The 17,707-nt window shown below is 62.8% G+C and carries 17 protein-coding genes and 1 tRNA gene; 5 read left to right on the top strand and 13 right to left on the bottom strand.

Going from position 1 to position 17,707, the window contains the following annotated elements; genetic code table 11:
- Positions 1–29: 29 nt before the first annotated feature.
- The 4 genes from AXW84_RS26150 to AXW84_RS08130 form a co-directional block, all read right to left on the bottom strand.
- A complete protein-coding gene (locus AXW84_RS26150) occupies positions 30–563 on the bottom strand; it encodes a DUF2254 family protein (protein ID WP_250636929.1) in 534 nt (177 codons plus the stop codon).
- A complete protein-coding gene (locus AXW84_RS26145) occupies positions 506–1,177 on the bottom strand; it encodes a DUF2254 family protein (protein WP_250636928.1) in 672 nt (223 codons plus the stop codon). Before AXW84_RS26145 ends, AXW84_RS26150 begins: the two co-directional genes overlap by 58 nt.
- Entirely contained in the window at positions 1,171–1,293 is a 123-nt protein-coding gene (locus tag AXW84_RS26200) for a hypothetical protein (RefSeq protein ID WP_257722082.1), read from the bottom strand. The genes AXW84_RS26145 and AXW84_RS26200 overlap by 7 nt, the downstream gene beginning before the upstream one ends.
- 159 nt (positions 1,294–1,452) lie before the next feature.
- Positions 1,453–2,259 carry a DUF4468 domain-containing protein gene (locus AXW84_RS08130; protein ID WP_068231177.1) on the bottom strand — a complete coding sequence of 269 codons (807 nt, stop codon included), beginning with the start codon at positions 2,257–2,259 and terminating at the stop codon, positions 1,453–1,455.
- A 690-nt stretch (positions 2,260–2,949) separates the two neighbouring features.
- Between AXW84_RS08130 and AXW84_RS08125 the strand changes: the two genes are divergently transcribed.
- Complete coding sequence (locus AXW84_RS08125) at positions 2,950–3,879, top strand: hypothetical protein (RefSeq protein WP_162268251.1); 930 nt, start codon at positions 2,950–2,952, stop codon at positions 3,877–3,879.
- Positions 3,880–4,067: 188 nt separating this feature from the next.
- On the opposite strand, the gene AXW84_RS08120 is transcribed toward AXW84_RS08125, so the two are convergent.
- Positions 4,068–4,155: transfer RNA gene (locus AXW84_RS08120), tRNA-Ser, on the bottom strand.
- Positions 4,156–4,282: 127 nt separating this feature from the next.
- Complete coding sequence (locus AXW84_RS08115) at positions 4,283–5,380, bottom strand: type I asparaginase (protein WP_082773773.1); 1,098 nt, start codon at positions 5,378–5,380, stop codon at positions 4,283–4,285.
- A gap of 150 nt (positions 5,381–5,530) precedes the next feature.
- Between AXW84_RS08115 and AXW84_RS08110 the strand changes: the two genes are divergently transcribed.
- Positions 5,531–7,048: a malate:quinone oxidoreductase gene (locus AXW84_RS08110; protein ID WP_068231172.1), complete on the top strand. Its 1,518-nt coding sequence runs from the start codon at positions 5,531–5,533 to the stop codon at positions 7,046–7,048.
- Between the two features lie 154 nt (positions 7,049–7,202).
- Here the strand turns inward: AXW84_RS08110 and AXW84_RS08105 are convergent, their stop codons facing one another.
- Complete coding sequence (locus tag AXW84_RS08105; RefSeq protein ID WP_068231169.1) at positions 7,203–7,778, bottom strand: DUF3109 family protein; 576 nt, start codon at positions 7,776–7,778, stop codon at positions 7,203–7,205.
- 96 nt (positions 7,779–7,874) lie between these two features.
- Between AXW84_RS08105 and AXW84_RS08100 the strand changes: the two genes are divergently transcribed.
- The 3 genes from AXW84_RS08100 (at position 7,875) to murA (ending at position 12,456) form a co-directional block, all read left to right on the top strand.
- Positions 7,875–10,130 carry an ATP-dependent helicase gene (locus tag AXW84_RS08100; protein WP_068231167.1) on the top strand — a complete coding sequence of 752 codons (2,256 nt, stop codon included), beginning with the start codon at positions 7,875–7,877 and terminating at the stop codon, positions 10,128–10,130.
- A 177-nt stretch (positions 10,131–10,307) separates the two neighbouring features.
- The gene (locus AXW84_RS08095) at positions 10,308–11,066 is read left to right on the top strand and encodes a DUF4290 domain-containing protein (RefSeq protein WP_068231164.1); all 759 of its coding nucleotides are present in this window, start codon (positions 10,308–10,310) and stop codon (positions 11,064–11,066) included.
- An 85-nt stretch (positions 11,067–11,151) separates the two neighbouring features.
- Positions 11,152–12,456, top strand: coding sequence for a UDP-N-acetylglucosamine 1-carboxyvinyltransferase (gene murA / locus AXW84_RS08090; RefSeq protein WP_068231161.1), 1,305 nt, complete (start codon positions 11,152–11,154; stop codon positions 12,454–12,456).
- A 98-nt stretch (positions 12,457–12,554) separates the two neighbouring features.
- On the opposite strand, the gene AXW84_RS08085 is transcribed toward murA, so the two are convergent.
- From AXW84_RS08085 to AXW84_RS08060, 6 genes are all read right to left on the bottom strand, one after another.
- Positions 12,555–12,893, bottom strand: a complete 339-nt coding sequence (locus tag AXW84_RS08085) for a phage holin family protein (protein ID WP_068231158.1) — start codon at positions 12,891–12,893, stop codon at positions 12,555–12,557.
- 59 nt (positions 12,894–12,952) lie between these two features.
- Positions 12,953–14,044 carry an agmatinase family protein gene (locus AXW84_RS08080; RefSeq protein WP_068231155.1) on the bottom strand — a complete coding sequence of 364 codons (1,092 nt, stop codon included), beginning with the start codon at positions 14,042–14,044 and terminating at the stop codon, positions 12,953–12,955.
- A 192-nt stretch (positions 14,045–14,236) separates the two neighbouring features.
- Positions 14,237–14,872, bottom strand: a complete 636-nt coding sequence (locus AXW84_RS08075) for a chemotaxis protein CheC (RefSeq protein ID WP_236943282.1) — start codon at positions 14,870–14,872, stop codon at positions 14,237–14,239.
- A 70-nt stretch (positions 14,873–14,942) separates the two neighbouring features.
- Positions 14,943–16,595, bottom strand: a complete 1,653-nt coding sequence (locus AXW84_RS08070; RefSeq protein WP_068231150.1) for a chemotaxis protein CheA — start codon at positions 16,593–16,595, stop codon at positions 14,943–14,945.
- Positions 16,596–16,712: 117 nt separating this feature from the next.
- Positions 16,713–17,087: a response regulator gene (locus tag AXW84_RS08065; RefSeq protein ID WP_068231147.1), complete on the bottom strand. Its 375-nt coding sequence runs from the start codon at positions 17,085–17,087 to the stop codon at positions 16,713–16,715.
- Positions 17,088–17,178: 91 nt separating this feature from the next.
- Entirely contained in the window at positions 17,179–17,694 is a 516-nt protein-coding gene (locus tag AXW84_RS08060; protein ID WP_068231143.1) for a chemotaxis protein CheW, read from the bottom strand.
- Positions 17,695–17,707 lie beyond the last annotated feature (13 nt).

Below are 17,707 nucleotides of genomic sequence, written 5' to 3'. Positions count from 1 at the left end.
CGCAGTTTAAAAGCTTGTCGGGGGCACCCCTACCCCGTCCAGGCCGCGCTTAGCTCGTCGTACAAACACTGCACCTCCCGGCGCTCATAGTCGGTGCCGAGGCTGGCCTGGGCGCAGGCCAGCAGCAGCGTAGCCTGCTCGCGCAGCACGGGCAGGCGGGCAGGGTCGTGCACCTGGCTGGCCGCCCGCGCCAACGCCCGCAGCAGGCGGCGCAGCACGGCCGGGTTGCCCCGGACATTTTCGCGCACCAGGTCGAAGGCCAGCTGCACGTAGGCCTCGAACGAATACACCCGCACCAACACCCGCAGGTGCTGCCCATCGCCGCGCAGCACCCCTGAAAACTCGCGCCGGGCCAGGCGGCCCACCAGCTCGCCCAGGTAGTCGAGGGCCATAATGGCGGTGGTGGTGTCGTTCACAGCCGGCGAGAGGGCCTTGAGGGCAATGTCCACCAGCTGTTGCAAGCCGAAAGCCACGTCCTGTTCAGGGTTGCGGTGGCAGCCTGGGCTCACGTAGCACAGCAGGTCGGCGGGCCAATCGGCGCGGTCGGGGGCGGCGCGCTCCATGCCCGCCCCCGACTGCTAAACAAGCGTTGGCCCGTGCCCACGAAGTCGCCGATGTGGGCTTCCAGGCGCAGCACCGTGCGGTGGCGGATGGTCCAGGCCAGCAGGCTCGGCTTGTCGAGGTATTGCAGGTAGCCGGCCTCGGTGGCCACTACCGGTTGCCAGCCCTCGGGCGCGGCCACGAAGGTTTCGGCGGCGGCGCGGGCCTCGGGGTGCAGCTCCTGCCCAAAGTGCAGCGGAAAAAGCCGGTCGATTTCAGCCTCCGTCTCGGCCATGATGCGGCGCACCAGCGTGCCCGTTTGCAGGGCTTCGGCCACGTGGTGGATGAAGAAGATGAGCGCCCCTACCCCGCCCAGCGCCAGCAGCAGCCCCACCAGCACCGCCGTGGTGGGTACAAACTTGTCGGCCCGCCCGCTGCGGATGGTGCCCTGCACCAGCAGCCCAAACGTGAACACGCTCACGAAATAGCCCATCGTGAACTGATTCACCCCGTCGCGCATGAAATTGCGCAGCGCCCTGGGCGAGTACTGGTTGCTGACCTGCGCAATAGCCGCCAGCAGCAGCGAAAACGTGAGCGCCGCCACCGTCAGCATCGAGCCCGAAATGGCGTTCAGCATCCCGCCCCGCCCACGTCGATGCCAAACAGCAGCGGCAGCTGCCGCGTGCCGCTGACGCTGTGCCCTTGGTCGTACTGCACCAGCCCGTAGGCCAGCCCCAGTGCGGGCAGCACCATCAGCAGCGGCACAAACCACAGCGACTCGCGGAGCGGCTGCTACAACTGGCGCAGGCGGAAGTTCATGGCGGGGTGGAGTTAGTGAGTGGGCAGGTGTGGAAAATCACAAGGGCCAGCAGGGCAGTCCGGGGTAGCCGCGACGGCGGTCGGGGCCCTGGGCTAGAAGTCGCCAGGGCCGGCCGCGGCCGGGGCGGCCCCCAAGGTCATGGCCGTTTGAAGGGTAGCCAGCAGGTGGCGCACGTCGCGGGTGGCGGCCGTTTTCAGCTCGGCCCAGGGCGCGTGGCTGCCGAAGCCCGCGTAGCCAAACAAGCTGGCCTTGTCCTGCTCCAGGGCCCCGCCCGAGCGCAGGTTGGGCGTGCCGGTGGCGTCGTGCACCAGGTCGGTGAGCACGTATTTATAAGCCCCATCCTTCACGTAGATTGTGAGCGTGTGCCGCACCACGCCGGCGTAGCTGCCGCGCGGCACCCCGGCGTAGGCGGTGCGGAAGGTGGCAATTTGGGTGCCCTTTACCACCAGTTGGCCAGCGGCGGGGCCCGGCGCCACCACGGCGTTGGCCAGCGGGTAGGCCTGCGCCACCCAGGCGGTGGCCCGGGCGAGGAGGTTGGCTTGGCTGGCACCTGGCACGCGCACCACGCCTTCGTAGGCGATGCGGTGTGTGCGGGAGTCGACGGGTAGCGCGTCGGCATCGGCGGGGTCGTAATCGGTCAGCTTACCGGCCAGGGTGAGGTAGCGGAAGCCATCGAGCTCGACCACCACCCACCGGGGCGAAAGGCGGCCCACCACCACGGCCGCCGCCTGGCTGGGCAGGTACTTGGTGGGCCGGCCGGCGGTGTCGGCTGCGCTGCGGAACAGGGGGGCCCGGGCCAGCCCGATGTAGTAGGTCACGGGCGGGTCATTGGCTGGCAGCTTTTGGGCGGTGGCGGCCAGCGGCAGCCCAAGCAAACAGAACAGAATGGCAGCTTTCATCAGCGGGGGCAACGCGCGGGGAAAAAGGGGCTGCGGGCAGCGAAATGGATTTTCCGTTCGCCGCCCGCGCAGTTGGGGCCCAAACGCCAGGGCCCCAAAAGTAGCAGCACATGCGGTTCGGTTCGCAGCAGCCCGAAGCGCCTAACGCGCCACCAGATTGCTTGCTGTGGCCGCTGCCCCATGGGGCCCTGCCGCCACCCAAGCAATTCTGGGCCCCAGCCCCCTCACCCGGGGCCGCCAAGCAAGGGCGTTACACGTCTCAATTCTAGCAAATCTTTTGCAAATGCAATTTGTATAATATCATGTTTAGTGCATAGTGATAAAATAGATAATTGCTTTATATTTGCTTATTATCAATGTTTATTAATTAAAGTAGTTTATTTTAAATAGTATTAAAATTAGATAAATAATTCGTTTTGTTATATGCTATACCACTACGCTACAACCCCACAACTTGCCTCGCACCGCTGCTGCGAAACTTCCCCCGCACGAGGCAACCGCCGGCACCAGGCGCTGGGCGGGGGGCCCGCAAATGCTACCCCTCTTCAGGCCCCAGCCGGCAAAGCGAGTAGCGCAGGCCCGCAACGGGTAGCGGCGCAAGCCCTCCCATGGCGTTGGGGCAACGGGGCAACGGCACTGGGGCTGCCCCGGCCTCTTAGCCATTTTCGACGGCTGGTACTTGGCATATCTGTGGCTCGGTTCCTGGCGGGGCCGATGAAGCGCCTACTGGTTGCCTGCTGTTTGTTGCTGGCTACTAGTTGGGCGGCCGGGGCCCAGTCCTACACCTACACCGTGGGCAATGCGCTACTGCGGCCCGCCCAAGACGTGATTCTGCGCACCGGCGAGTCACTCTACATTCCGCCGAATACTGTTTACACCGGCCAGGTCACGTTTGAGGGAACTGGACAACTCATCGTCAACGACTGGGTTTGGATTACTAACGCCGTGGCCCTGCCCGCGCAAGCCACGCTCACGAACCTCCACATGCTTTCACTCGAGCAGCTAACGCTGGCGGAAGGTGCCACGGTGCACAACGCCCACCAGTTCGCCACCACGTCGCTGGCGCTGGCCGCGGGGGCCACCGTGCAGAACGACGCAGACGCGTGGATGCAGGTGTACAGCGCGGCCTTTACCAACGAGGGCCAGATATACAACTGCGGCACGTTCCTGGCGCAGAGCTGGGCCACCGGCGGTAGCGTGGTGGGGTGCGCCCCGTTGCCGGTGCAGCTGGTCAGCTTCACGGCCAAACCGGCGGCGGGCGCCGTGGAACTGCGCTGGCGCACGGCGCAGGAGGTGAACGCCGCCCGCTACGAAGTGGAGCGCAGCGTCGACGGACTGCTCTTTGCCCCGCTCAGCCAACAGCCGGCCCGGGGCCCCGGGGCCTATACGGCCAGCGACAAGACCCGACCGGGTACGCAGTACTACCGCCTGCGCCTCGTGGACGCGGACGCCAGCTTCAGCTACTCGCCCGTGGCCGTGGTAAACGGAGCCGCGCTGGTGAGCCGGGCGTGGTACAACGAGATGGGGCAGCGGCTGGGGGCCCCGCGGCCGGGCTTCTTGCTAGAGGTGAACACCTACGCCAACGGGGCGGTGGAGAGCCGCAAGTACTGGCAGCAATAAGCTCTACGCTAGCGTTTCGCATAGGTTAAGGAGCTGATTAAACTAATGAAACGGTCATGCTCGTCTGTCGTCCGCGCAGCCGAGCATGGCTGTGTTTAACAAACTTCATTGGTTTCTTAAAGCCCACCGTTTCAGCTCAGCTAAAAAACAAAAAAACCCCGCTTGCAGGCTGCAAGCGGGGTTTTACGTAGAGGGGATGGGATTCGAACCCACGATGAGCTTTTGGCCCATACACACTTTCCAGGCGTGCTCCTTCGACCACTCGGACACCCCTCTAGGATGGCAGTAATCTGAGGCAAAGGTACGAGGCCCCGGCCGGCCCGGCAAGCCTTTGGGCCCCGGACGCCACTTTCGGGCCGCGGGGCCCGCCTATTTTCGGGCCTCATTGGGGGCCCGGTGGTACTCATGGTGTAATCTCGCCCCGCAAATCCTGGCCCAGCAGCGGGCGGGTGCGGGTATCGTCGAGGCTCAGGCCGAGCACAAACATCATTTTGGTCACGGCCGCTTCGGTGGTAATATCGTCGCCGCCCACCACGCCCAGGCCGGCCAGCGCGGCGCTGGTTTCGTACTTGCCCTGCACCACGCGGCCCTCCACGCACTGGCTCACGTTGAGGAGCCACACGCCGCGGGCCCGGGCCCCACGCAGGCTGGCCATGAACCACGCGGCGGTGGGCGCGTTGCCCGAGCCGTAGGTTTCGAGCACGCAGCCGCGCAGGCCGGGCACGCCCAGCACGGCATCGACCACGGCCGCCGTGATGCCCGGAAACAGGCGCAGCACGGCCACCCCGGTTTCGAAGCGCTGGTGCACGCGCAGGCGGGCGGCGGGCAGCAGCCGAATGCTGTTGTCGCTGAACTCCAGCCCGATGCCGGCGCGCGCCAGCGGCGGGTAGTTCTCGCTTTTGAAGGCCGCGAACTGCTGACTCTCCACCTTTTTGGCCCGCGTGCCGCGAATCAAAACGTCGTTGAAAAACAGACACACCTCGGGTACCCGCACGGTGCTGGCGAGGGGATGCCGGGCGGCGGCAATTTCCAGGGCCGTCACCAAGTTGCGCTGGGCGTCGGAGCGCCTGGCGCCCACCGGCACCTGGGCCCCGGTGAACACCACCGGCTTGCCCAGGTTTTCCAGCAAGTAGCTCAGGGCCGCCGCCGAGTAGGCCATGGTATCGGTGCCGTGCAGCACCACAAACCCATCAAAATCAGCGTAATGCTCGCCAATGAGCTGGGCCAGGAACAGCCAGTCGGCGGGGGCCACGTTGCTGCTGTCGATGGGCTGGGGCAGGCTCACCAGCGACACCCGCAGGGGCAGGCGGGCCAGCTCGGGCATTTGGCGGTCGAGGCGGTGCAGCTCCATGGGGGCCAGTTCGCCGGCGGCGTTCATGGCCATGCCCACGGTGCCGCCGGTGTACACCACCAGCAAGCGCGGGGCGGTGGCGTCGGCGGGGTCGGCCTGGGTGGGCAAGGGTACCAGGGGCAAGGCGGCGGGGTCGGGGGGCGTCGTCATATCGGGGGCGAAAGGTAGGGCCGGGCAAATGTTGGCCGGGCCGGGGGCCCTAAATTTGCGGCGGCGGCAGCCCCAACCGCCCGGGGCCCGTATTAGGCCCTTGGCCGAGGCCCGGCCATTTGCTTTTCATCATCCCTGGTTTTTGCTGCTATGGCGTCCGAATCCGCTGTCCCTTCCTCTCCTAAAGTCATTACCGACGTCGTGCTCATCGGCGCCGGTATCATGAGCGCCACGCTGGGCACGCTGCTCAAGCAACTCCAGCCCAACCTCACCGTCGAAATTATCGAGCGCCTCGACGAGGTGGCTGCCGAAAGCTCGGACGCCTGGAACAACGCCGGCACCGGCCACTCGGCCTTCTGCGAGCTGAACTACACGCCCGAGCGCCCCGATGGCTCCATTGACATTTCCAAGGCCGACAAAATCGCCGAACAGTTCGAGCTGAGCAAGCAGTTCTGGGCCGCGCTGGTGGAAAATGGCACCCTGCCCGACCCCGATTCCTTCATCCACGCCATTCCGCACATGAGCTTCGTGTGGGGCGCCGCCAATGTGGAGTACTTGCGCAAGCGCCACGCCGCGCTGCTGCACTCGCCCCTGTTCCAGGGTATGGAGTTCAGCACCGACCCGAAGAAAATTGCTGAGTGGATTCCGCTGGTAATGAACGGCCGCGACCGGGCCCAGCCCGTGGCTGCCACCCGCATGGCCATTGGCACCGACGTCAATTTCGGAGCTCTCACTCGCACGCTGTTTGAACACTTGCAGGGCCTGCCGGGCGTCAAGTTCACCCTGGGCCAGGAAGTGAGTGGCATCAAGCGCCGCGACGATGGCAGCACCTGGCGCTTGAAGGTGAAGGATTTGAAAGCCGATACCAAGCGCACGGTGCGGGCCCGGTTTGTGTTCATCGGCGCCGGCGGTGGCTCGCTGCCGCTGCTCGAGAAATCGGGCATTCCCGAGGCTAACGGCTTCGGCGGCTTCCCCGTCAGCGGCCAGTGGCTGAAGTGCGTGAACCCCGAAGTGGTGGCCCGCCACGACGCCAAGGTATACGGCAAGCCGGCCGTGGGCTCGCCGCCCATGAGCATGCCCCACCTCGACACCCGCCAAATCAACGGCCGCCAGGAGTTGCTATTCGGGCCCTACGCCGGCTTCAGCACCAAGTTTTTGAAGAAGGGTTCGTACACCGATTTGTTCCGCTCGATTGAGCTGGGCAACATCCGGCCGCTGCTCTACGCCGGGGCCCGCAACCTGGGCCTCACCAAGTACCTCATCGGCCAGGTGCTGCTCTCGCCCACCGAGCGCATCGCCGCCCTGCGCGAGTACTACCCCGAAGCCAATCCCGCCGACTGGCAGCTCGCCGTGGCCGGCCAGCGCGTGCAGGTAATCAAGAAAGACAAGAAGCAAGGCGGCGTGCTGGAGTTCGGCACCGAAGTGGTGACGGCTGCCGACGGCTCCATCGCCGCGCTGCTGGGGGCCTCGCCCGGGGCCAGCACCGCCGTGGCCATCATGCTCGACCTCGTGCAGCGCTGCTTCCCCGAGCAAGCCGCCACGCCCGAGTGGCAGGCCAAGTTCCGCCAGCTCGTACCCTCCTTCGGCCAAAAGCTGGCCGACAACACTACCCTGTGCGCCGCCGTGCGCCAGCGCAGCCAGGACGTACTGCACGTGGTACCGGTGTAGCTGGGGCCCTAAATCTAGCCCTCCCTTACGAAGCAAGGCCGTCATGCTGAGCGCAGCCGAAGCATCTCTCTAGCAGCAGTAATTATTACTTGCGCGATAGATATGCTTCGGCTGCGCTCAGCATGACGGCCTTGCCTTATCCTAAAAAGCTAGTCTACTTCGTCCCCAATTGGCTCTCCACTTCGCGGTCCAGCTCGTTGTACCAGTCCTCGCCGTACTTGCGAATCAGCGGGTCTTTCAGGAACTGGTACACCCGCACGCCCAGGTTGGCGCCGTACGCGCAGGCCGGTGAGCAGATGTTCCAGCGGTCGTAGTTCAGGGCCTCGAATTCTTCGTACTTCGTGATTCGGATCGGGTACAGGTGGCAGCTGATGGGCTTTTTGAACGTGGTGGCCCCGGCCAGGTACGCTTCCTCGATACCGCATTTGAGGATGCCTTTGCCATCATAAAGTGCGTAAGCGCACTCTCGGTCACCGATTGTGGTTGTGCTGTAGTCGTCCTCCCAATCCTTGATGTAGAGGCCCTGCTCGGCAATGGCCTGGCGGCCGGCTTCGGTGAGGAACGGCTTGATGTTTTCGTATTCCGTTTCCAGAATCTTTAGCTCGGCTTCCTCCAGTGGGGCCCCCAGGTCGCCCTCTACGCAGCAGGCGCCTTTGCACGCCTCCAGGTTGCAGACGAAAAAGTTGTCGGCGAGGTCGTCGGAAATAACGGTTTGCTGGATAATAATCATACCGCAAAGATACCGCCCCGCCGGCGCGGGCGGGTTGCGGCCCCCGGGCCCCGGGGTTACCTTTGTAACTACCGCCAAATCGGCGGTTCTCTACCGATGGCATTAGATTATCTTTCCCTGCTCAACCCCTCCCAGGCCGGCGCGGTGATGCAAACCGAGGGCCCCTGCATGATCATCGCCGGGGCGGGCTCGGGCAAAACCCGGGTGCTCACCTACCGCATTGCCCACCTGCTCGAACAAGGCGTGAGCCCGTTCAATATCCTGGCCCTCACCTTCACCAACAAGGCCGCCAAGGAGATGCGCGCCCGCGTGGAAAAGGTAGTGGGCCCCAACGCCCGCAGCCTGTGGATGGGCACCTTCCACTCGGTGTTCGCCAAAATCCTGCGCTCGGAGGCCGACAAAATCGGCTACCCGCGCAGCTTCACCATCTACGACACCCAGGACACCAAGACGCTCATCGGCCAGATTATCAAGGAGCTGGAGCTGGACGACAAGCTGTATAAGCCGGGCCTCGTGCTGGGCCGCATCTCGGCGGCCAAGAACAAGCTGATTTCGGTGAACCAGTACCTGAGCGACGCCGCCATCAAGGCCGACGACGAGGCGGCGCTGCGGCCCAAAATCGGGGTGCTCTACCAGCAGTACCAGCAGCGCTGCTTCAAGGCCGGCGCCATGGACTTCGACGACCTGCTCTTCAACACCAACGTGCTGTTTCGGGAGCACGCCGACGTGCTGAACAAGTACCAGAACATGTTCCGGTTCGTGATGGTGGACGAGTACCAGGACACCAACTACTCGCAGTACCTCATCACCCGCAAGCTGGCGGCTAAGGAGCGGAATATCTGCGTGGTAGGCGACGACGCGCAGAGCATCTATGCCTTCCGCGGGGCCGACATCACCAACATTCTCAACTTCGAGAAGGACTACCCCGAGCTGAAAGTGTTCAAGCTGGAGCAGAACTACCGCTCCACCCAGAACATCGTGAAGGCGGCCAACTCGGTCATCAAAAACAACCAGGCGCAGCTGCGCAAGGACGTGTTTTCGGAGAACGAGGAAGGCACGCTGATTGAAGTTATCAAAGCGGCGTCCGACAACGAAGAAGGTAAGCTGGTGGCCACCACCATCTTCGAGGACAAGATGAACGGGCACTTGTCGTACGACAACTTTGCCATCCTCTACCGCACCAACGCCCAGAGCCGGGCCATGGAAGAGGCCCTGCGCAAGCTCAACATCCGCTACAAAATTGTGGGGGGCCTGAGTTTTTACCAGCGCAAGGAAATCAAGGACCTGGTGGCCTACCTGCGCCTGACGGTGAACCAGAACGACGAGCAGGCCTTGCGCCGCGTCATCAACTACCCCAAGCGCGGCATCGGCGACACCACCGTCAGCAAGCTGGTGGCCACCGCCGAGGCGGCCAACCACAGCCTGTGGGAAGTGGTGAGCAACGCCGACCAGTTCGTGGCCGCCCGCATCTCCAACCCAGTCGTCACCTTCGCCGAGAACATCAAGGCCTACACGGCCTTAGCGGCCCGCGAGGATGCGTTTGAGTCCGCCAAGTTCATCGCCAAAAACTCGGGAATGATCGAGGAGCTGTACTCGGACAAGAGCATCGAGGGCCTCTCGCGCTACGAGAACATCCAGGAGCTGCTCAACGGTATCAAGGAGTACGTGGACGACCCTGAGCGCGAGGATAAGAGCCTAGGAGCCTTCCTGCAAGACATTGCGCTCGTGACGGACTCCGACCTGAAGGACGCCGCCCAGGAGGGCGAGGCCGTGACGCTGATGACCATCCACTCGGCCAAGGGCCTGGAATTTCGCAACGTATTCATTGTGGGCATGGAGGAAAACCTGTTTCCGAGCCAGATGATGATTACCTCGCGGGCCGACCTGGAGGAGGAGCGGCGGCTGTTTTACGTGGCCATCACGCGGGCCGAAAAGAAGCTGACGCTGAGCTACGCCACCTCGCGCTACCAGTGGGGCAACCTGCGCAGCGCCGAAAAAAGCCGCTTTTTGGACGAAATTGACCCGGCCTTCGTGCACTTCAAGTTTGCCTCTGGCGGGGGCCCCGGCGCGGGCGAGCAGCCGTTCCAGCACGTGTTCGAGCGGCGCTCGAACCTGGTGCCGGTGCTGCCGCGCAAAGTGGCGGCCACCAAGTACGTGGCCCCGCCCGACTTTGCCCCTTCCGATACCAAAAACCTGGTGGCCGGCCAGCGCGTGGAGCACCCCAAGTTTGGCTTCGGCGTGGTGCGCCTGCTGGAAAAAGAGCCCGCCGGCGCCAAGGCCACCATCGACTTCGAGGAAGTGGGCGAAAAGGTGCTGCTGCTGAGCTTCGCCAAGCTGCGCATCCATTTGTAAAACGGAGTGGCACTCCGTTGCCGTCAGCCCGGGGCCCTACATGGCCTTTCACCGGGAAATATTACCCTAAACGGAGTGCCACTCCGTTCTACAAGGCCGGCGCTTACCTTTAGGCCGGCTAGGCTCCCGGCGGGTTTTGCACCGCTGTCCGTCCCCATTTTCTGCTTCTCAGTTACTATGAACGAGTTTCAATCCCTGCCCTTCCACTTGCAGCTGCTGGTGCGCGAGTACGGGCAAAGCACCTACCAGCTCATCCAGGGCCTGCGCCAGGTGGAGGACGTGGCCGAGCGCACCCGCCGCGCCGCCCAAATAGTGCAGCTCATCCTGCGCCTCAAGCCCACGCTGCGCGACCAGCCCGACATCCAAACCCGCCTCTGGAGCCACCTCTCGGCGCTGCTGGGCGAGGAAGTGGAGCTGGAGGCCCCCGTGCCCCTGCGCCCAGTGAGCCTGCGCGTAACGCGCCCCAAGCCCGTGCCCTACCCGCGCCAGCCCCCGCGCCTGCGCGCTTACGGACGTGCTATTGAAGCCCTCATCGTTAAGGCGCTGACGCTGGAAAGCCCCGCCGAGCGCGAGCAGGCAGCTATCCAGATTGGGCGCACCATGAAGTTTCTGTTTCGCCAGCACAACAAGGAAAACGCCAAGGACGCCACCATCATCCGCCACCTCAGCGAGCTATCGAACGGCCAGTTGAAGCTGGACCCGGCCATGGTGGATCAGGAGGACCTGTTTGAGATGGGCCCCGGCGTGGCCCCCGGCACGGGCGGCAATGCCAGTGGCAGCAGCCGCGCGCCCTTCGCGGCGCAGGCTAACCAGCCGCGCCGTCCCGGGGCCCCCAGCGGCAACAGCTACGGCAACAACAGCTTCGGCAACGGCCCGAAACGCAACAAGAAAAACGGTAAAAAGGGCCGCCAAGAGCCCCAGCAGCCGCCGCAATAACCGCTTGCCTTTTTACGCCGCCGGGTTGGCCTACGCCAGCCGGGCGGTTTTTTATTTACCTCCGCTTACCCCCTTCCCGAAACTTATGGCTGCATTTGAAGTGCGCGGCGGCCAGCCGCTCCGCGGCGAAATCACGCCCCAAGGTGCTAAAAACGAAGCCCTGCAAATTCTCTGCGCAGTGTTGCTCACCCCCGAGCCGGTTACCATCAGCAACATCCCCGATATCCGCGACGTCAACAAGCTCATCGAGTTGCTGCGCGACATGGGCGTGAAGGTGGGCAAGCTAGCCACCGACACCTACCGCTTCCAAGCCGAAGACGTGCACCTGGAGTACATGGATTCGCCCGAGTTTGTGCGGCAAGCCGGGGCCCTGCGCGGCTCCGTGATGATCCTGGGGCCCATGCTGGGGCGCTACGGCCGCTGCCAGCTACCCAAGCCGGGCGGCGATAAAATCGGCCGCCGGCCGATGGACACACACTTTCTGGGCCTCGAAAAGCTCGGCGGTCAGCTCACCCTCGAGGGCACCGACTTCTACCGCATCAAGGCCGACGGCAAGCTCAAGGGCACCCACATGCTGCTCGACGAGGCCTCGGTGACCGGCACGGCCAACATCGTGATGGCCGCCGTGCTGGCCGAGGGCACCACCACCATCTACAATGCCGCCTGCGAGCCCTATTTGCAGCAGCTGTGCCGCATGCTGGTGCGCATGGGCGCTAACATCCAGGGCATTGGCTCCAACCTGCTCACCATCGAAGGCGTGGAAAGCTTGGGCGGCACCGAGCACCGCATGCTGCCCGACATGATTGAAATCGGCTCTTTCATCGGCCTGGCGGCCATGACGGGCTCCGAAATTACCATCAAGGATTGCCAGATTTCCGAGCTGGGCCTGATTCCGGACACGTTTCGCAAGCTGGGCATCCAGCTGGAGTTTCGCGGCGACGACATCTACATTCCCGCCCAGCCGCACTACGAAATCAACACCTACCTCGACGGCTCCATCCTCACCGTCAGCGACCACACTTGGCCGGGTTTCACGCCCGACCTGCTCAGCATTGTGCTGGTAGTGGCTTGCCAGGCCAAGGGCACGGTGCTTATCCACCAGAAGATGTTTGAGAGCCGCCTGTTCTTCGTCGACAAGCTCATCGACATGGGGGCCCAAATCATTCTCTGCGACCCGCACCGCGCCACCGTCATCGGCCTCGACCAGCGCACGCGCCTGCGCGGCATCACGATGACCTCGCCCGATATCCGCGCCGGGGTGGCGCTGCTCATCGCCGCGCTCAGCGCCGAAGGCAACAGCACTATCCTCAACGTGGAGCAAATTGACCGCGGCTACCAATTCATTGACCAGCGCCTCAATGCACTGGGCGCCGACATTCGGCGAGTGTAAGGCCTCGGCTCGTATGTAATTGAGGCATTAAAAAGCCCGCTTGGAACCGAGCGGGCTTTTGTGTAGCATGCGTTTGGCGGGCGGGCTAGCCAGTTTTGCTAATCAAGCACGGCGTCAACGATGGTGTTCACCACAGCCAAGCCCAAGCTAAACAGCAGCGCGTTCAGGAAGCCGTGCACGTCGAAGCTGCTCATCAGGTAATCGGCCAGCTTGATAATGATGACGTTGATAACCAGCGAGAACAGACCTAAGGTGAGGATGGTAATCGGCAAGCTCAATAGGCTCAGCACAGGCTTGACGATGGCGTTGAGAATGCCCAACACGATGACCAGAATGGCGGCCGAGCCCACACCGTCGAGGGTTACGCCCGGCAGCACGCGGCTCAGGCCGTACACGAGCACGGCCGTGAGCAAAAATTTGAGGATAAAACTGAGCATGGCAAAAAAGCGGTGAAAGCGGTATTGGGGTGAGTGACGCTGCTTTTACGGCGGCGATGCTACTCGTGTTTTCGAGCAGCCAAGCGGCCCTGCGACACGGCCATCCAGTTGGCCATTTGGTAGAGCAGGCGGGCCCCCACAATGCCGTTCCAATCGGTGTCGCCGGGGGCCACCTCGTTGAGGTCGCACCCGATGATGGTGATGCCGGCCCGCACGATGCTACGGATGAGAAAAGCGGCTTCCTCGTACTCCAGCCCCCCGGGCACGGGCGTGCCAGTGCCGGGGCACAGCTTGGGGTCGAGGCCGTCGATGTCGAAGCTGATGTACACCTTGGGCGGCAGCTGGGCAATGATTTTGCCGCACACTTTCTTCCACGACTTCTTGGCGTACCGCTCTTCGCTCAGGAAACGCTGCCCGAACAGCGCCACCCGCCCGTGCGACTGCTCGATGAACTCGGCCTCCTGTTGGCAGTAGTCGCGGATGCCCACTTGCACCAGTTTCTTCACCTGCGGCAGCGTCAGCGCGTTGTGCATAATACTGGCGTGCGAGTACTTGAACCCCTCGTAAGCTGGCCGCAAATCGCAGTGCGCATCGATTTGCAGAATGGCAAACTCCTGGTGGCGAGCCGCTAAGGCATCCAGGAAGCCCAGCGGCGTGCTGTGGTCGCCGCCGAGCACCATTACCGACTGGCCCCCGTCGAGTAGGGCCCCGGTTTTGGCGGCCAGCCACTGGCGCAGCTTGTCGCCTTCGGCGTTCACGAGAGCGGGCACGGCCTGCATGGCCTCAGCGTTAGCGGTGGGCTCGCCGGCCTCCAGCCAGCCGATGTAATCGGCCGCCAAGGGGCGCAGGCGGGCGCTGGTGGCGGCCACTTCGGCGTCGGCTTCTTCCATGGCCAAGCCCAGCTGCCAGGCATTGGGCAGGTCGGGGTCGTAAAGGTCCACTTGCAGGGAAGCTTCGTGCACAGCGGCGGGGCCCTGTGCAGTGCCGGCGCGGTAGCTCACAGTCACCTCCCAGGGCACGGGCACAACCACTACTTGGGCGTCTTCGGGCGCAAAAGGCAGGCCAAAAAGGCCCCCTTCGGCATCGCCGGGGGCGTTGGGGTCGAACTGGGCAATTTTGCGGGCGCGGGCAGCGGAGCCGGAATCAAGCATCGGAATACAAATGAACGGGGCAGTGAATAGCAAAATACGCTATGTCGCAAAGCTGACGCTCCGCGCGTTGCTGCCCGGGTGGAATTAAACGGAGGTGGCGATGCGCGTCGCCGCCAAGCCCTGAGAAAAGCAAGGGCAAGTTTGACCGGTAGGGGGTTGAGCGCAGGGTCCGCGCTTTGCATCACGGCGCAATCAGGCCCCGGCCAATTGCTTACCCAAGAAATCGTAGCCCCGGATGATATCGAGGATTTTCTCAAACGTGGCGCGGTCAAAAAATAACATCAGCGGCAGTTCCACCGAGTTGCCGTGGTCGGAGAACTGGGTGATAATGGAGAAAATAAGCGGTTGCAGCGACTCACTGGGTACCAGGTGGTTCATTAAAGCCGTGGTATCGCCGCTAAATGTGCACGGCGGTGCCCCGTAGATGCTGGCTTTCAGAATATTGGCCAATTGCGTCACTAGGGCCCCGGTAATGATGTTACTAATTTCGAGCAGCAGCGATTCCTGCAATTCGTTGACTTGGATGGAATCGGCAACCTGCATCCGCAAGCATACCCGCGACAACCGCTGCACGTGCTGCCCAGAGAAGAACATGAGCGTAGTGCCCGTAAAATCGCCCCGGATATCGGACTGAATCACTGCATGTTTAACGCTGTATTCATTCACACGCAGCAAAATATCCTCACTTTCAAGCAGGTCTAAGCTGGGCACTTCTAGCAACACCTTTTCCTGCGCAACCACGGCGAACGAATCGGCGGCGCGGGCCAGTCCAATGTTCAAAATTTCGCGGATAATGTCGCGCTCCAGCTCGGTCATTGATAAATTCATATTGGAACTAATCTAAAGCAATTAAGACGTCTGGCGGGAAAGATGAGGACAGAATGATCAGTACGAAAAACTACGCCCGGCGGGCAACAAACAAGCGGGTTAGGGCGGGCACGTCCAGCACCAGGCACACTTGCCCACTGCCCAGTAGCGTCACGCCGCCAAATAAATCAATGGTGTCCAAGGGCTTGCCCAGGGGCTTGACCACAATGCTCTGCTGGCGCAGGAATTGGTCGACGACCAAGCCCAGGCGGCGATTGTTGTAGTTAACGACCAGAACCTGCTGGGGGCCCCGCAGCTGGCTTTTGTCGGCGGGGGGCAGAGATTCGGCACCTTCCACGTGCAACAGTTCGCGTAGCGGCACCACCGGCACGGCTTGGCCTTGCACGTGCGCCAGCAGCATCCCGCCGGCCACTGAAAACTCTTCGGGGCGCAGCGCCAGCACCGTATCCGTGTGCAGTAGCGGCACGGCATACGGCCGGCCGTCGAGTTCCACCAGCAGGGCCCCCTTCACGGCAATGGAGGTAGGTAGTACCAGCGTGAACGAAGTGCCCTGGTTCGGCACTGACTCAATGCGCAACTGCCCCCCCAGCGAGTCGAGGGCCCGCTTCACCACGTCGAGGCCCACGCCACGACCCGATATGTCGGTTACCTGCGCCGCGGTAGAAAACCCGGGCTCGAACAAAAAGGCCCACACCGCCTGCTCGTCGAGGGTGGCGGCCAGTTCACCAGTAGTCAGGCCGCGCTCCACGGCTTTGCGGCGCACGGCTTCGGTGTCGATGCCAGGGCCGTCGTCGGCTATTTGGATTAGCACATCGTCGCGCTCGGTGAGGGCCGACAGACGTAGCTGGCCCATGCGCGGCTTACCGGCCGCTACTCGCTGGGCCGGGGCTTCCAGGCCATGGCTCACGCCGTTACGAACCAAGTGCAGCAGCGCATCAGTGATGATTTGCAACACGTTGCGGTCAATCTGCACATCCTGGCCGCTCAGGACTAATTCCACTTCCTTGCCCTCCGCGGTGGCCACGTCGCGCACCACCCGCGGGAATTTGTTCAGCAGCACGCCCACGCCCACCAGCCGCACGTCCATCACACTGTACTGCAAGTCGTCGGAAATGCGGAACAAGTGGCGAGCAGTAGCTTGTAATGCCGGGTGGCCTATTTCATCGGCCAAAGTCAGAATCCGGTCCCGGTCAATCACCAATTCCCCCACCAAGTTCAGCAACTTATCCAACTTGCGCACCTGAATGTACACCAGGTCCGACAACTCCATTTTGCGGTTGTCTTCCTCTGATGTGGTCCCGTCAACCTCGGAGGGCGTAGGGGCGGGCAATATGGGCTCTTCGCCCCGCGCCAGGCGGTCGAGGTTATCGAGCAAGGCCGTAGCGTCGGGCAACGGCTCATCGGCCCCCACAGCCCGGATCATGGCGCCCAGCGCATCGAGGCCGGTGAAGATTACGGGTACCAACGAACCAGCAAAGGCGCGCTGCTTGTCGCGAATCAGGCCAAAAATCGTTTCCAGGTGGTGGGCCACTTCGCCAATGGCGGTGTGGCCCATCGCCCGAGCGTTCGACTTGAGGTTGTGCATGAGCCGGAACAACTCGTTGAGCGCTGGCACGTCGGTAGGGCTGCGCTCCAATTCACTCAAGTGCCGGCTCATGGCGTCGTAGTATTCCAACGCCTCGGCCATGAACAGCTCGCGGTACTCTTGTTCGCGGGCGGTCATGGGCAGAGTGTTAAATACATCTCAATTCCCTGGGGCCCCAGGGGCAGGCGCACGCCAGTGCTGGTCGCTTTAGCAAAGCCAAACCGGGCCAGGCGAACCGCCCCCAGGACCTGGGCGCTACGCTGCATCGTTGCCCAGCGCCGAACCCACAATCTCGAGCACCCGCTCTTCCGAGAACGGTTTCACAATGTAGGCCAGGGCCCCGTTTTCAATGGCCTCGTTAACGATGACTTCCTGACCTACCGCACTGCACATCACCACTTTGGCATCGGGTGCTTCTTTGCGCAGGCCACGCAGCACATCAAGGCCGGTATTATCGGGCAGAATCACGTCCAGGGTAATGAGGTCGGGCTTAGTGGAAGCGGCCATTTCCAGGGCCTGCTGGCCGTTGGCGGCTTCGCCCACCACCTCGTAGCCGGCATCGGTGAGCATGTTCTTAAGCATCGTGCGCATATAAAAAGAGTCGTCGACGATGAGGATGCGCTTATTCATTGCAAAAGGACAGAAAGTTAAACAAAATGAAGAGGATATAGGGCCCCGGTGAGACTCTTGCTATACGGGCCGGCGGTGGCAAAGGTGCTGGTTAATTCGGCAGCCGCAGTATCTCGGTTGGGGTCAGTAATTTCCGCATGTCAAGCACAATAATTACGCTGCCATCGGGCAGCTTGGCAATGCCTTCCAAGTACCGCTCGCGCTGCCCACTGTCTTGCAAAAACTCGGGCGCCGCCTCGATAGCGGCCGCTGGGAGCCGCAGCGGCCGGGGCACTTCGCGCACGGCCAGCCCAATGGTGTAGTCGGCCGCCTCCACGGCAATGGTGTAGCTGCGCTCGGGCAGGGGCCGCCCAGCGGGCATCAGCCCAAAACGCTCTTCCAGGTCAATGATGGCAATAATATCGCCGCGCAAGTTGACGATGCCCTTAATGAAAGCGGGCGTCTTGGGCATGCGCGCCACTTCGGGCGTGGCCGTTACTTCGCGCACTTGCTCGATGCGGACGCCGTAATCTTCGCCGGCCAGCTGAAACACAATAAGCTGCACCGTGGCTTCGGGAGCGGCTAGCGCGGCCTTGCCCCCCACGGGACGCAGAACAGAATCGGCCATAGGTAAATTATTA

Source organism: Hymenobacter sp. PAMC 26628 (genome assembly GCF_001562275.1).
Classification (GTDB): Bacteria; Bacteroidota; Bacteroidia; order Cytophagales; family Hymenobacteraceae; genus Hymenobacter.
This window is presented reverse-complemented; position numbering and strand designations above follow the sequence as displayed.